Raw genomic sequence first — 13,672 nt, 5'->3', positions numbered from 1 at the left:
ACGGCCCGCCCGACCTGGTGGATCTCCGCTCAGCAGATCGATTCGGCCGCCGCGAGGATCTTCTCGGCCATCGCCTGGTCGACGGCCACGGCGGCGCCCGTGAAGTCCCAGGTCGCGTTCGCGAGCACGGTCTCGTGGTCCTTGCCCTGCGCGAGGTCGTCACACAGGTCGTGCGCGTGCACGATCGCCCCGGCCTCGGTGGTGACGAGGCCGGGGTCGATCGAACCGAGGGCTCCGAGGTAGGCCCGCTCGCGTGGTCCGATCGCGACGGACCGAGGCGAAGGCGAGGGCGCCGGCACCGGAGTGGGGTCCGGGCTGCCGCAGGCTGCGAGGAGGACCAGCGCGGCGGGGATCAGGACGAGTTCGCGCACGGCCGCTACAGCGTGGCTGCGCGTCGTTTCGTTACGGAGCCGAGGTAACCACCCTTTCGGGGAGTGATCGACCCCGTGTCATGCTCTGCGCATGTTCGCGCTGCAGCAGGACGACCTCCCGGCCCCACGTCGTGCCCCGGCGATCTGGCGGACGATGCTCAACATCGATCGCGGCCTGGTCAACTTCGTGGGGCGGCTCACGGTGTCCGGGTCGGTGCCGCGGGAGTTGCGGGGGCGGCCGTTGCTGATGGCGGCGAACCACATCGGCGTGTTCGACGCGTTCGTGCTGATGGCGGCGTGCAAGAGGATCGGCATCAACCCGCGGTTCATGCTCGCCGGGGGCATCCTGGACGCGCCCGTGATCGGGCCGGCGCTGCGGGTGAGCGGGCACCTGCGGGTGGACCGCAAGCACGCGGCCACGGCCGTGGGCCAGTTCGCGGAGGCGGTGGAGGCGCTGCGGTCCATGCGGGAGCCGCTCATCGTCTACCCGGAGGGCCGGATCAGCCACGACCCGGGGCTGTGGCCGGAGCGCGGCAAGACGGGCGCGGCGCGCCTCGCGCTGGCCGCGGGTGTGCCCGTGATCCCGATCAGCCAGTGGGGCGCGCACGAGGCCGTGTACTGGGGCACCGAAACCGTGAACGGCCCCGCCGACCTGGTGCCGCTCGCGCGGTCGGGCCTGAGCGCGCCACTGCGCCGGCCCCGGTTCAAGGTGCACTTCGGGGCGCCGGTGGACCTGTCGGACGTCGAGCCGGAGCGGCCGGGCGCCGGGGTGCGGGCGCACGCGAAGATCATGCAGGCGATCACCGACGGCATGGTGCCGCTGCGCCGCGACGAACTCGTGCGCCCGCGGTTCCACGACCCGACGCGGCCGACGGACACCGTCAGCCCGTGGAAGCCGGGCCCGCCCACTCCTCGGACGCCACAGCCCTGAAGCCGCTGCTTCCCCTAGAGTCGCGGGGCGTGAGCACACGCATCCTCGTCGTCTACTACAGCGCCACCGGCAACACCGCCGCCCTCGCCTCCGCGCTGGCCGAGGGCGCCCGGGAAACCGGTGCCGACGTCCGCGTCCGGACCGTGCGCGAGACCGCGCCGCCCGAAGCCGTGGCGAGCAACCCGCGCTGGCAGGCGTGGGTGGACTCCGGCCCGCACCACGAGTACGCCACGCTCGCCGACCTCGAGTGGGCCGACGGCCTCGCCGTGGGCAGCCCGACGCGCTTCGGCGGTGCCGCGGCGCAGCTGAAGTCCTTCTTGGACACCACGGGGGGCCTGTGGGCGCAGGGAAAGCTGGCCGACAAGGTGGCGACGTCGTTCACCACGGCCTCGACCGCGCACGGCGGGCTCGAAGCGACCGTGCTGGCCATGAACAACATCTTCTACCACTGGGGCGCGATCGTCCTGCCACTCGGCTACGCCGACCCGCACCTCAAGGAGTCCGGCAACCCGTACGGCGGCTCGTTCGTGTCGCGCAAGTCCGCGGCGCCCGACGACCTCGCCCTGGGCGCCCTGCGCCTGCAGGGCAAGCGCCTCGCGACGATCACCACCCACGTGGCCACCGGCCTGAAATCGGACGATAACCGCTAAATCGGTTTCGGTGGTGACGATCGGCCCGTACTGTCGGCGACCGTGACCACCGAACTGCCCGTCGTCGCACCACCCCGCGTCGCGCACCGCGGCCGCGGGGTGGCGTTCGTGTTGCTCGCCGCGGTGCTGTTCAGCACGTCGGGCACCCTCGGCAAACCGGCCATGGGCGCCGGCCTGTCGCCCGAGCAGGTGGCGACGTTCCGCATCGGCTTCGCCGGCGTCGTGCTGCTGATCGGCACGGCGCTGTTCGCCCCGCGCGCGCTCCGGGTGCGCCGCGGCGAGTGGCCGATGCTGCTGGCGTACGGGCTCCTCGGCGTCGCGGGTACGCAGCTGATGTACTTCATCGCCGCGGACCGGGTCCCCGTCGGCATCGCGATCCTGCTGGAGTTCGTCTCCCCGGTGCTCATCGCGCTGTGGGTGCGCGTGGTGCGCCGGACGCACCTGCCCCGCGCCCTGTGGCTCGGCATCGGGCTCGCCATGCTCGGACTCGCGCTGATCGGCCAGGTCTGGCAGGGCCTCACCCTCGACGCGGTGGGCCTCCTCGCCGGCCTCGGCGCCGCCGTGTGCTCGGCCGGCTACTTCCTCATCGGCGAACGCGCCGTCGCAAACCGCGATCCCCTCGGCCTGGTCACCTGGGGCATGGTGATCGGCGCGGTGATCGTGTCCGTGGTGAGTCCACCGTGGACGATCCCCTGGCCGGTGCTGGGCACCACGGTGGCGTTCGGCCCGTGGACGCCGCCGATCTGGCTGCTGCTCACCGGGCTCGTGCTGCTGTCGACGGTGTTCTCCTACCTGCTGGGCATCAGCTCCCTGCGCCACCTGCCCGCGTCGGTCGCGAGCGTGCTCGGCCTCCTCGAACCCGTCGCGGCGACGGCCTTCGCCTGGGCTCTGCTCGGCGAAGCGCTCACGTGGCCGCAAGCGCTCGGCGCGGTGATCCTGCTGGGCGGGGCCTTCGTCGTGCAGCGGTTCTCGAAGGGCGTCACCTAGCTCGTGGCGATCTTGGCCAGCGCCGCGTAGAAGACCTCGCCGATCTTGGTCGGGTCGCGGGTCACGTAGGCGGCGCCACCGGTGACGGCGGTGATGGCCGAGAGCTCGGTTTCGTCCGCGTCGGCGCCGATGCCGATGGCGATGACCGGGATCGGGTGCGCCGGGTCGGCGAGGCGGGCCAGGCCGGCCAGCAGCGTGTCGCGGCTGATGCCCTGCATGTCCTCGTTGTGGCCGTCGGTCATGATGATCACGACGTTGAGCACGCCGGGCTGCCAGCCGCTGCGGGCGATGCCGTAGACGTCGAGCAGGGTGTCGTACAGGCCGGTCCCCGCGTTCGGGATCGCGCGCACGGCGGAAAGGCGCTCGAGGTCCCCGTTGGTGAGGTGCTCGGAGACGGGGGCCATCGGCAGCACCTCGCGGTAGTCCTTGGCCCCGTCGAGCTGCGTGGCGAACTCCCAGACCCGCAGCTGCGTCGCGGGCCGGAACAGGTGCATCGCCTGTTCGGCGGCGCCCACCGTGACCTGCATCCGCGACAGGCGCGTACCCGGCACGCGCGCCTGCATCGACCCGGACACGTCCAGCAGCACCTCGGCCCGCGCGTTCAGGTTCACGCCCGCCCACTGGCTCAGCACGGTCCGCAGCCCGGCCGGCGACGGCAGCGGCGCGCTCTGCTGCACAGCGGCGACCACGTGCGGATCACCCTGGTGCCCGGCCAGCGCCTGGCCCGGCGCCCGCAGTCCGGAGCGCTCGACAGCCGCGGTGCCCGCGGTGCCGAGCATCGCCCGCTGCAGCGCGTCCACCGCGTCGTTCTGCTCCTGCGTGGCGCCGCTCAGCCGCGCGAACGGGTAGTCGAGCGCAGGTGCGGCCGGGGAGTACACGGCGACCAGCGGCGCGGTGGGCGTGTCCGCGTTGTGCCGCACGACGAAGGTCTCCGCGGCCGGGTATGCCGTGGCGCCCGGGGCGTCGACGGAGAACTTGCGCAGCGCCGCCGCGAACGCGCCCGACGGGTCCGGCGCCGCACCCACCGCGTCGCGCACACCGAGCAGCGCCGCGGTGCCGACCGGGTCGCGCGCCGGATCCGGCAGGCCGAGCACGACGTCCGGCGCGCCGAGGACGTCCGACCAGGTCAGCGTGCGCCCGGGCCAGCCGAGGTTCCGCGCGACACCCTCCTGCACGGCGAGCACCACGGGCGAGCCGGCCACCGAGGGCCCGGATTCGGGCACGGCGGTCGCGCCGCGCTGCCGGGCTCCCAGCAACGCCGTGGTCGAGCCCGGCACCCACACCTGCGGGCGCGCGTCGGGCGCGGAGACCTCCGCCGCCGCCTGGGCCGTGTCGCGCGGCTGGACCTCGTACTTCCGGCACCCGGGTGAAAGGCCCTGGGCCACCTGGGAAATCGCGGGCGCGACGTCGGGGGACGCGGTCACGAGCACCGGTGAGGCCGGGCACCCGGAGCGCCCGCCCAGCGCGGCCGCGGCCCACACACCGCCACCGAGCACGAGCAGCACGCAGATCGCCAGCGGCACCAGCAGCCGGCTCCTGCTCCGGGTTCGCACGCTCGAATGACGCCCCATCGGCGCGTCCTCCCTGCTAGAACCGCAGGTTAACGCCGAAGTGGCCCACCGTCGTAGGGCGAGGGGCGTAGCGCGGGACTCGTCCTGGAGAGGGAGCAGGGACCAGCCTCACGCGGGATGTGCCCGGCCGCCGAGCGCGCGACGATGGGAAGCGACCACGAGAACGGGGGTAGCCGTGAAGCATCCGACCAGGGCCGAGCAGCGGCGGGCCCGCAACGCACTCGCGCGCCAGGGCGCCGTCGTCGCCTTCGCGCTCTTGATCGCCGCGATCACCCGCTGATCGAGAACGCCGCCGTTCCCCGAGAGGACCGGCGGCGTTCTCCGTGAAAATTCAGACCGGGATGACCGTCGGCACGATCATCGGCCGGCGCCGGTAGGTGTCGGCGACCCAGCGGCCGACGACCCGGCGCACCGCCTGCGCGATGCGGTGCGTGTCGGTGATGCCCTCGGCCTCCGTGCGGGCCAGCTCCATCTCGACGAGCGGCACCACCGTGTCGAGCGCCTTCGGGTCGTCGGAGAACCCGCGCCCGGACACCGTCGGACTGCTCACCGCGCGGCCCGTGCTGGAGTCGACGGCCACCGTGATGGCGATGAACCCGCCCTCGCCGAGCACCAGGCGGTCGGACAGCGTCGACTCGCCGACGTCGCCGACCGAGAGGCCGTCGACGTACACGTGCCCGACCTCGACCCGGCCGGTGCGCGACGCCTTGCCGTCGACGAGGTCCACGACCACGCCGTCCTCGGCGATGACCACGTTCTGCGCCGACACCCCGGTGCGGATGGCCAGCTCACCGTTGGCGCGCAGGTGCTTCCACTCGCCGTGCACCGGCATGACGTTGCTCGGGCGGACGGCGTTGTACAGGTAGAGCAGCTCACCGGCCGACGCGTGCCCCGACACGTGGACCTTGGCGTTGCCCTGGTGCACGACGTTGGCGCCGAGCCGGGTCAGGCCGTTGACCACGCCGAACACGGCGGTCTCGTTGCCGGGGATCATCGAGCTGGCGAGCACCACGGTGTCGCCGGCGCGGATCGAGATCTGCCGGTGCTCACCGCGCGCCATGCGCGACAACGCCGACAGCGGCTCGCCCTGCGACCCGGTGGAGACGAACAGGACCTTGCTCTCGGGCAGCGTGCTGGCCTGGTCGAGGTCCACGAGCAGGCCCTCGGGCACGTCCAGCAGGCCCAGCTCGGCCGCGATGCCCATGTTGCGGACCATCGAGCGGCCCACGAACGCCACGCGGCGGCCGTGCCGCTCGGCCGCGACCAGCACCTGCTGCACGCGGTGCACGTGGCTCGCGAAGCACGCCACGATCACGCGCTGGTCGACCTTGCGGATCACGTCGTCGAGCACGGGACCGATGTCGGTCTCGGGCATCACGAAGCCCGGCACTTCGGCGTTGGTCGAGTCGACGCAGAACAGGTCCACGCCCTCGTCGCCGAGGCGCGAGAACCCCGCGAGGTCGGTGAGCCTGCCGTCGAGGGGCAGCTGGTCGAGCTTGATGTCACCGGTGTGCAGCACGACGCCGGCAGGCGTGCGGATGGCGACCGCGAGCGCGTCCGGGATCGAATGGTTCACGGCGAAGAACTCGAGGTCGAACACGCCGACCTTGCGCCGCTCCCCCTCGCGCACCTCGATCAGGTTCGGGCGCTGCCGGTGCTCCCGGGCCTTGGCGGCGAGCAGCGCGTTGGTGAAGCGCGAGCCGTAGATCGGCACGTCGGGGCGCAGCCGCAGCAGGAACGGCACGGCGCCGATGTGGTCCTCGTGCCCGTGGGTGAGCACGAGGCCGTCGATGTCGTCGAGGCGTTCCTCGATCGCGCGGAAGTCGGGCAGGATCAGGTCCACGCCCGGCTGGTCGTCCTCCGGGAAGAGCACGCCGCAGTCGACGATCAGCAGCCGGCCGTCGAACTCGAAGACGGTCATGTTGCGCCCGACTTCGCCGATGCCGCCCAGCGCGACGACGCGCAGGGCTCCTTCGGGCAGAGCGGGCGGGAGGGTGGTGGGTCCGGGTCCGGGGGGTAGTGAGCTCACCGGGGCAGGGTCCCAACGCTGGTGTGTGAGGTGGGGGCGACGTAGGCCGCCTGTGAATCCGCTTGTGCCACCCGTGCACCATGCCAGTCCTGCGCGGCGTTGTCGCCCAGCGGCACGCCGCCCTGCGCGAGATCGGCGGCGATCAGGGCACTCTGCTCCTCCGTCGCGGGCACGACGGGCAACCGCGGGTCGCCGATGTCGAAGCCGCGCAGCTTCAGGGCGGCCTTGCTGAACGCGACCCCGCCGACGCGCGACATCGCGCGCATCACCGGGAGCATGCCGCGGTGGTTGGTGCGCGCGGTGGAGGTGTCGCCGCTCTCGTAGGCCTCGATCATCGCGCGGATCCGCCCGGCCACCACGTGGCCGATCACGCTGACCACGCCGACGCCGCCGACGGCGATCCACGGCAGGTTCAGGCCGTCGTCGCCGGAGTAGTAGGCCAGGTGCGTGTTGGCGATGACCTCGGAGCCGGCGATGAGGTCGCCCTTGGCGTCCTTCACCGCGGCGATGCGCGGGTGCTCGGCCAGCCGCAGCAGCGTGTCGACTTCGATGGGCACGATCGAGCGCGGCGGGATGTCGTAGAGCAGCACCGGCAGCTCGGTGGCGTCCGCGACCGTGGTGAAGTGCGCGTACAGGCCGGCCTGGCTGGGCCGCGAGTAGTACGGCGTGACCACGAGCAGGCCGTGGGCACCCGCCTCGGCGGCGGCGCGGGCCTGCTCGACGCTGTGGGCCGTGTTGTTCGTCCCGGCGCCCGCCACGACGGTGGCGCGGTCGCCGACCGCCTCGACGACGGCGCGCACCAGCGCCGCCTTCTCCTCGTCGCTCGTGGTCGGGCTCTCGCCGGTGGTGCCGTTCACGACCAGTCCGTCGTTGCCCAGCTCCACGAGGTGGACGGCGAGCTCCTGGGCCCGCTTCAGGTCCAGCGCACCGTCGCGGTCGAAGGGCGTGGCCATCGCGGTGAGCACGCGGCCGAACGGGCGTCCGGGCGCTGCGGTAGGTGGAGTGGACATGGTGTTGACGGTACCTCGTCGAACGGGTGAACCCGGGCCCGACCTGGTGAACATCGGAGAATTTCCGGGGCGGGCGCAGGCCGGGCGGAACTTCTCGCGGGGCCTACTTGATCTTCGTGGTGATCTGCGCCGGGATCTGGGCGTTTCCGGGTTTGGCGAGCACGCAGTAGAACTCGCGGCTGGGGCCCTCGCCCTCCTTCGCGGGAGCCAGTTCCCACTCGCGCTGCGTGGGCACGATCGCCTGGTAGGTGAGCTGGTCGCGCTGCGGTTCGGGCACCACGGCCGAGTGGAACGACGCCGCGCAGCGCGCTTCGGCGAGCCGGGTGACCGCGTCCAGCCCCGGGTACGGCGCGAGCTGGACCTCGTCGTCGCTGTAGCTCTCGACGGGCAGCACGTCGCCGATGTCGTAGACCTCGAGGGTGTGGCTCTTGTCGCACGTCGCGCTGTTGTCGTCGCTGATCACGACACCCTGCTGCACCGCGACGTTGTAGCAGCGGTAGTAGCTGCCGAGGTCCGCCTTGAGGAAGCCGTCGGGACCGTAGGTGACGGTCGGCTGCAGCTGCGGGTCCGTCTTCGGCGTCCACACGGGCTTGCCGAGGAAGAAGCCGCCCACCAGCGCGCCGACGACGAGCAGGGCCGCCGCGGCGAGCCACCAGCCGCGGCGCGAGCGCTTCGGCTGCTCGGCCACGCGGGTCGGCGGTGTCCCCGCGGCGCCGGCCGGCAGCGTGACGCTGCCCGGCGGCGGCGTCGGCGGCAGGCCCGCCGCGGTCGAGAGCAGCGAACGCGCCTGCGTCGCCGTGAGGCGGGCTTCCGGCTTGGCCACCAGCAGGCCGAGGATCGCCGCCGCGAGCGGGCCGCGGCCGCGCGTGAGGTACGGCGTCTCGGTCATGATCGCGTGCAGCGTCGCGGCCGTGGTGGGCCGTTCGAACGCGACGAGGCCCTCGACGGCGAAGAAGAGCGTGGCGCCGAGGGACCACAGGTCCGACTCGGGCATGGCTTCCCGGCCTTCGACGCGTTCGGGCGCCATGAAAGCGGGCGAGCCGACGATGACGCCGCTCGTGGTGAGCCGCGGGTCGTCGATGGCGTGCGCGATGCCGAAGTCGGTGAGCTTCACCCGGCCGTCGGGCGCGACCATGATGTTGGCGGGCTTGACGTCCCGGTGCACGATGCCCGCCGCGTGGGCGGCCTGCAGCGCCGCGAGCACCCGCTCCCCGATCGCCGCGACGTGCGCGGCGGGCATCGGGCCGTGCCGGCGCACGAGGTCGGCCAGCGTCGGGGCCTCGACCAGCTCCATGACGATGAACGTGGTGCCGTTGTCGGTGACGACGTCGAAGACGGTGACCACGGCCGGATCGTTGAGCCGCCCGCCCGCGCGCACCTCGCGCAGCACGCGTTCGGAGAACACGGCCTGACCTTCGGCGTCCGGCAGGCGCAGTTCCTTGATCGCGACCTGGCGGCCGATCACCTGGTCCTGCGCGCGCCACACGGTCCCCATGCCGCCGCGGCCGAGCTCGCCCAGCAGCTGGTAGCGGCCGGCGACGAGCCGCGGCCCGGGCGCGGGACGGGTCGGGTCGTGCGGGCGCGTCTGTTCGTCGGTCACGGGGCCGGGCTCCTCGGTCGGGTTCGCGCAGATGCTAGTCGGACCGCCGGGCGCCGCAGCCGGTTCCGCCGTGTTCAGCCGGTGACGGTGAGGTAGATGAGCGCGACGTTGAGCGTGATGATCACGGCGGCGATGCACCAGGCCACGACGGTGGTCGTCCGCCGGTTGACGTCGTCGCCCATGAGGCTCGCGTCGGACGTGAGCCGGATGAGCGGCACGAGCGCGAACGGGATCCCGAACGACAGCACGACCTGCGACACCACCAACGCCATACTCGGATCCGCGCCCAGCGCGAGCACCACGATCGCCGGAACGAGCGTGACGAGCCGGCGCAGGAGGATCGGGAACTTCTTGCGCAGCAGGCCTTGCATGATCATCGCGCCCGCGTACGCACCGACCGAAGTGGACGCGAGGCCCGACGCCAGCAACCCGATGGCGAACATCAGCGCGATCACGGGCCCGAGCGCCATGGCGACGGCGCTGTGCGCACCCTCGATGGAGTCGACGCCGGGGATGCCCTGCAGGTTCGTCGCGGCGAGCAGCAGCATGCCGAGGTTGACGGCGCCGGCGAGCAGCATCGCCAGCCCGACGTCGTAGCGCGTCGCGCGCAGGAGGCGCCGGCGCTTCTCGGGCGCGGGCGTGCCGTGGCGGTCGCGCACGAGGCCGGAGTGCAGGTACACCGCGTGCGGCATCACGGTGGCGCCCAGCATCGCGGCCGCGATCAGCACGCTGTCCGCGCCGCTGAACCGGGGCACGAGCCCGCTCGCGATCCCCGACGGCGAGGGCGGTTCGACGAACAGGCTCGCCAGGAACCCGATCGCGATCACCGCGAGCAAGCCCGTCACGACGCGCTCGAACGTCCGCTGGCCACCGCGGTCCTGCACGAGCAGCAGTGACAGCGACACCGCGCCGGTGATCAGGCCGCCGATCAGGAGCGGGAGGTCGAACAGCAGGTACAGCGCGATCGCGCCGCCGACGACCTCGGCCAGGTCGGTGGCCACGGCCACGACCTCGGCCTGCGCCCAGTACGCGAGCCGGGCCGAGCGCGGCAGCCGTTCGCGCAGCGCCTCGGGCAGCGACCGCCCGGTGACCAGCCCGAGCTTCGCCGACAGGTACTGCACCACCACGGCCATCAGGTTCGCCGCGACGATCACCCAGACCAGCAGGTAACCGAACCGCGCGCCCGCGCTGATGTTCGACGCGACGTTGCCGGGATCCACGTACGCGATCGCCGCCACGAACGCCGGGCCGAGCAACGCGGAGCCCGCACGCAGGCGAGCGAGCCGCCGGGGCCGGACCGCTTCCGCAACCGCCATCACGTCACCCCTCGTCTGTCGGGCTACCCAACTCGAAGTTTAGGCATGCCGAACTTTCGGAAGCAAGGTGCGTCCGGTCACGGGAGCGCGGCGACCGAGTCCGTCGAGCGACGAAGCTCAGGCGGGCAGCGCGACCTCGTGGCCCGCGTCGCGGAAGGCCGCGACGGCTCGGTCGAGCTCGACGGCGCGCACGAGGATGTGGTCGGTGTCGAAAGTGGACAGTGAGAAGAGCGCGACGCCGGCCGCGGCGAGTTCCGAGGCCAGAGCCGAGATCACGCCGGTCAGAGTGAACTCCAGCGGGCCGCGCACGCTCATCAGGCGCCAGCCGTGCTCGACGGTGCCGCCCGCCGGCTCACGGCCGGTCGGACAGATGACCGAGAGCTCCTCCGGCGTGCGGGTGACGGAGACGAGCCCGGGGCCCGCCGGGTCGAGGAGGCCGGGTGCCACCGCGGCGCCGGCGGGCAGCCGCACCACCGAGTAGTCGCCAGGGCGGACGTCGATCGCGAGTCGTTTCATCAGCCTTCGAGCACCTTCGGACTGGACGCGACCTCGGTGCCGTCGGGCAAGGTCGAGATGGTGAAGTCGGCGAACACGTTGGCGGCGGCCTTCTGCAGCTGGCGCAGGCACTCGACGGCGAGCGAGCGGATCTCGACGTCGGCGTGCTCGGTGGCGCGCATGGCGACGAAGTGGCGCCACGCGCGGTAGTTGCCGGTGACGACGATGCGCGTCTCGGTGGCATTCGGCAGCACCGCGCGGGCCGCCTGGCGGGCCTGCTTGCGGCGCAGCGTGGCGCTCGGCGCGTCGGCGAACTGTTCCTCGAGCCCGGCGAGCAGCTCGGTGTAGGCGTCGACGCTCGCCCGCGTCGCCTTGAGGAACTTCTCGTGCAGCACCGGGTCTTGCGCGATCACGTCCGGCTCGACGAATTCGGCGTCGCGCTCGGGGACGTAGCGCTGCGAGAGCTGGGAGTACGAGAAGTGGCGGTGGCGGATCAGCTCGTGGGTGAGCGAGCGCGAGATGCCGGTGAGGTAGAAGCTGACCGAGCCGTGCTCCAGCACGGACAGGTGGCCGACCTCGATGATGTGGTCGAGGTAGCCGGCGTTGGTGGCCGTCGCCGGGTTGGACTTCTGCCACGACTGGTAGCACGCACGGCCGGCGAACTCGGCGAGCGCTTCGCCCCCGTCGGAGTCCGTGGACCACGGCACGTCCTCCGGCGGGAAGAACTCCGTCTTCGCGATCAGCTGCACCCTCGGTGCCACGGTCCCGGCCACAGAACTCCCTCTCTCCGACTCCCGCAGCACTCTAACCGCTAGGCTGTTGACGCAACTGTGACACCATCGCTGCCTTGACTGACGTCACTAATGACGTCATAGTGGCGTCATGGACCTGACGCCGTACATCGCGAACCTCCGCGAAGACCTCGCGAACACGGCCTCCGCCGGGGACGAGCAGACCCGGCGCGCGGCCGCCTTGCTCTCCTCCGCGCTCGAACCCGCCGCGCGGCTCACGTTGATGAACGCGCTGGCCGACCTGGCCGCCGAGGTGACCGCCGCGTTGCCCGGCCAAGTCGTCGACGTCCGGCTCGACGGCCGCGACGTGCGAGTCGTCGTCACGGGTGCGGCGGCGGAGCCCGCCGGCCCGGCGCGGCCCGAGCCGGCGCGCCCGGGCCCGGTGCCCCCGATCGACAGCGGCGACATCTCGCGCATCACGCTGCGGCTCGTCGAGCAGATCAAGAGCCAGGCCGAGCAGGCGGCGGCCGCGCAGGGGGTTTCGCTCAACACGTTCGTTTCGCAGGCCGTGCAGGGGGCGCTCGGCCAGGCGCAGCACCACCAGCAGCGGCACCACCACCAGGGCGGCCGCTCCGAGACCAAGCTGCACGGCTGGGTCGAAGGCTAGAAGGGGACTCCGCAGGTCATGGGTGAAGAGCACGAAGAGAAGAAGACGCCGGAGTCCACTTCGGACACGGCAGCCGAGGAAGCCGTGGCTGCTGCCGCGGAGGAGGCGGTCGCGGGGGCGGCCGGCGCCACCGGGAACGCGGCCGACGACGCGATCGCCGACGCGGCCGAGGAAGCCGCCGAAGAGTCCACTTCGGACGGGCCGAGCGGGGACGACCCGCTGGTGCGGTCGCAGGAGTTCGACGCCGACGGCCCGCTGGAGCTCGACGTGGGCGTCACCATCGGGCGCGTGGAGCTGGCGCTGGATCGCGAGTCCGGCGCGAGCGTGGAGCTGAGGCACGACCTGGGTGAGCAGCCGCCGTGGATGACCGGCGTGAACACCCTGCTGTCGTGGGTCGGCGAGCGCTTCGGCGACCAGTTCGGCGTGACCACCGACAGCTCCCCCGTCGACGCGGTGCGCCAGGCGCGCATGGAGAAGACGGGCAACCGGCTCGTGGTGCGGGCGGCGAAGGCGTGGCAGCTGCGGAACGTGCCGGTGGCCGTCACCGTGCACGCGCCGAAGGGCTCGCACGTGGAGGTCCGCGCCGGGGCGGCCGACGTCACGGTCACCGGCCCCGCGGGCCGCGCCGACATCCTCACCGGCTCCGGTGAGGTCACGCTCGAACAGGCCGACGGCGCCGCCATCGTGCGCACCGGCACCGGCCGCGTGAAGCTCGGCCCGACGCCGGCCGGCCTGCAGCTGCGCACCGGCAGCGGCTCGGTCGAGGCCGCGGCCGTCTCGGGCTCCGCGACCCTCGCGACGGGCACCGGCAGCGTCTGGCTCGGCTCCGTCGAAGGCGAAGTCATGGCTCGCACCGGCAGCGGCGACCTCTCCGTCGCCGAAGCGGGCTCGGGCTCGCTCGAACTGATCACCGGCTCCGGCGAAGTGCGCGTGGGCATCCGCCGCGGCGTCGCCGCCGAAGTCGAACTGGCGTCGGCCGCGGGCCGGGTGCACAGCGAACTGGACGTGTCCGACACGCCACCCGAAGCGGGTGCCGCGCTGCGCGTCCGAGCCCGCACCGGCACGGGCAACGCGGTGGTGACCCGCGCGGCCTCCTAAGGGGGAGGCGGGGGGGGGGGGGGGGGGGGGGGCGGGGGGGGGCGGGGGGGGCCGGGGGGGGGGGGGCCGGGGGGGGGGGGGGGCGGGGGGGGGGGGGGGGGGGGGGGGGGGGGGGGGTGGGGGGGGGGGGGGGTGGGGGGTGGGGGGGGGGGGGGTGGGGGGGGGGCGGGGGGGGGGGGGGGGGGCGGGGGGCGCGCGGGCGGGCGCGCCGCGGCG

The 13,672-nt window shown here is 73.1% G+C and carries 13 protein-coding genes; 5 read left to right on the top strand and 8 right to left on the bottom strand.

The window, feature by feature from the left end:
* Window positions 1–29: 29 nt before the first annotated feature.
* Window positions 30–371 (bottom strand): DUF732 domain-containing protein, encoded by a 342-nt coding sequence (locus tag ACIA77_RS37185; protein WP_395890788.1) that lies wholly within the window; start codon window positions 369–371, stop codon window positions 30–32.
* 91 nt (window positions 372–462) lie between these two features.
* Between ACIA77_RS37185 and ACIA77_RS37180 the strand changes: the two genes are divergently transcribed.
* The 3 genes from ACIA77_RS37180 to ACIA77_RS37170 are packed head-to-tail and all read left to right on the top strand — an operon-like array spanning window position 463 to window position 2,939.
* Window positions 463–1,302 carry a lysophospholipid acyltransferase family protein gene (locus ACIA77_RS37180; RefSeq protein ID WP_395890787.1) on the top strand — a complete coding sequence of 280 codons (840 nt, stop codon included), beginning with the start codon at window positions 463–465 and terminating at the stop codon, window positions 1,300–1,302.
* Window positions 1,303–1,331: 29 nt separating this feature from the next.
* Entirely contained in the window at window positions 1,332–1,952 is a 621-nt protein-coding gene (wrbA, locus tag ACIA77_RS37175; protein WP_395890786.1) for an NAD(P)H:quinone oxidoreductase, read from the top strand.
* A gap of 42 nt (window positions 1,953–1,994) precedes the next feature.
* Window positions 1,995–2,939 carry an EamA family transporter gene (locus tag ACIA77_RS37170; protein WP_395890785.1) on the top strand — a complete coding sequence of 315 codons (945 nt, stop codon included), beginning with the start codon at window positions 1,995–1,997 and terminating at the stop codon, window positions 2,937–2,939.
* Here ACIA77_RS37170 and ACIA77_RS37165 read toward each other — a convergent pair.
* The 7 genes from ACIA77_RS37165 to thyX all read right to left on the bottom strand — a co-directional run bounded on the left by ACIA77_RS37165 (window position 2,936) and on the right by thyX (window position 11,733).
* Window positions 2,936–4,492, bottom strand: coding sequence for a substrate-binding domain-containing protein (locus ACIA77_RS37165; RefSeq protein ID WP_395890784.1), 1,557 nt, complete (start codon window positions 4,490–4,492; stop codon window positions 2,936–2,938). The genes ACIA77_RS37170 and ACIA77_RS37165 overlap by 4 nt on opposite strands.
* Before the next feature lie 349 nt (window positions 4,493–4,841).
* Window positions 4,842–6,539, bottom strand: a complete 1,698-nt coding sequence (locus tag ACIA77_RS37160) for a ribonuclease J (protein ID WP_395890783.1) — start codon at window positions 6,537–6,539, stop codon at window positions 4,842–4,844.
* Window positions 6,536–7,549 (bottom strand): 4-hydroxy-tetrahydrodipicolinate synthase, encoded by a 1,014-nt coding sequence (dapA, locus tag ACIA77_RS37155; RefSeq protein ID WP_395890782.1) that lies wholly within the window; start codon window positions 7,547–7,549, stop codon window positions 6,536–6,538. The genes ACIA77_RS37160 and dapA overlap by 4 nt, the downstream gene beginning before the upstream one ends.
* 103 nt (window positions 7,550–7,652) lie before the next feature.
* Window positions 7,653–9,149, bottom strand: coding sequence for a serine/threonine-protein kinase (locus ACIA77_RS37150; RefSeq protein WP_395890781.1), 1,497 nt, complete (start codon window positions 9,147–9,149; stop codon window positions 7,653–7,655).
* 74 nt (window positions 9,150–9,223) lie between these two features.
* Complete coding sequence (locus ACIA77_RS37145; RefSeq protein WP_395890780.1) at window positions 9,224–10,465, bottom strand: Nramp family divalent metal transporter; 1,242 nt, start codon at window positions 10,463–10,465, stop codon at window positions 9,224–9,226.
* Window positions 10,466–10,582: 117 nt separating this feature from the next.
* Complete coding sequence (locus ACIA77_RS37140; protein WP_395890779.1) at window positions 10,583–10,981, bottom strand: ACT domain-containing protein; 399 nt, start codon at window positions 10,979–10,981, stop codon at window positions 10,583–10,585.
* Entirely contained in the window at window positions 10,981–11,733 is a 753-nt protein-coding gene (gene thyX, locus ACIA77_RS37135) for an FAD-dependent thymidylate synthase (protein WP_395890777.1), read from the bottom strand. Before thyX ends, ACIA77_RS37140 begins: the two co-directional genes overlap by 1 nt.
* Window positions 11,734–11,842: 109 nt before the next feature.
* On the opposite strand from thyX, the gene ACIA77_RS37130 reads away from it, so the two are divergent.
* The gene (locus ACIA77_RS37130; protein WP_395890776.1) at window positions 11,843–12,358 is read left to right on the top strand and encodes a toxin-antitoxin system HicB family antitoxin; all 516 of its coding nucleotides are present in this window, start codon (window positions 11,843–11,845) and stop codon (window positions 12,356–12,358) included.
* A gap of 18 nt (window positions 12,359–12,376) precedes the next feature.
* Window positions 12,377–13,456: a DUF4097 family beta strand repeat-containing protein gene (locus tag ACIA77_RS37125; RefSeq protein WP_395890775.1), complete on the top strand. Its 1,080-nt coding sequence runs from the start codon at window positions 12,377–12,379 to the stop codon at window positions 13,454–13,456.
* Window positions 13,457–13,672: the final 216 nt, after the last annotated feature.

The sequence above is a fragment of the Amycolatopsis sp. NPDC051903 genome, assembly GCF_044452505.1.
Lineage (GTDB): Bacteria > Actinomycetota > Actinomycetes > Mycobacteriales > Pseudonocardiaceae > Amycolatopsis.
Note: the sequence above shows the minus strand (reverse complement) of the source record. Positions and strands in the feature narration are given on the sequence as shown.

Excerpts from the sequence above, each read along its gene's own strand:
- ACIA77_RS37180 (WP_395890787.1), top strand. The coding sequence starts at position 463 with ATGTTCGCGCTGCAGCAGGACGACCTCCCGGCCCCACGTCGTGCCCCG.
- dapA (WP_395890782.1), bottom strand. The coding sequence starts at position 7,549 with ATGTCCACTCCACCTACCGCAGCGCCCGGACGCCCGTTCGGCCGCGTG.
- ACIA77_RS37145 (WP_395890780.1), bottom strand. The coding sequence starts at position 10,465 with ATGGCGGTTGCGGAAGCGGTCCGGCCCCGGCGGCTCGCTCGCCTGCGT.
- ACIA77_RS37140 (WP_395890779.1), bottom strand. The coding sequence starts at position 10,981 with ATGAAACGACTCGCGATCGACGTCCGCCCTGGCGACTACTCGGTGGTG.
- ACIA77_RS37130 (WP_395890776.1), top strand. The coding sequence starts at position 11,843 with ATGGACCTGACGCCGTACATCGCGAACCTCCGCGAAGACCTCGCGAAC.
- ACIA77_RS37125 (WP_395890775.1), top strand. The coding sequence starts at position 12,377 with ATGGGTGAAGAGCACGAAGAGAAGAAGACGCCGGAGTCCACTTCGGAC.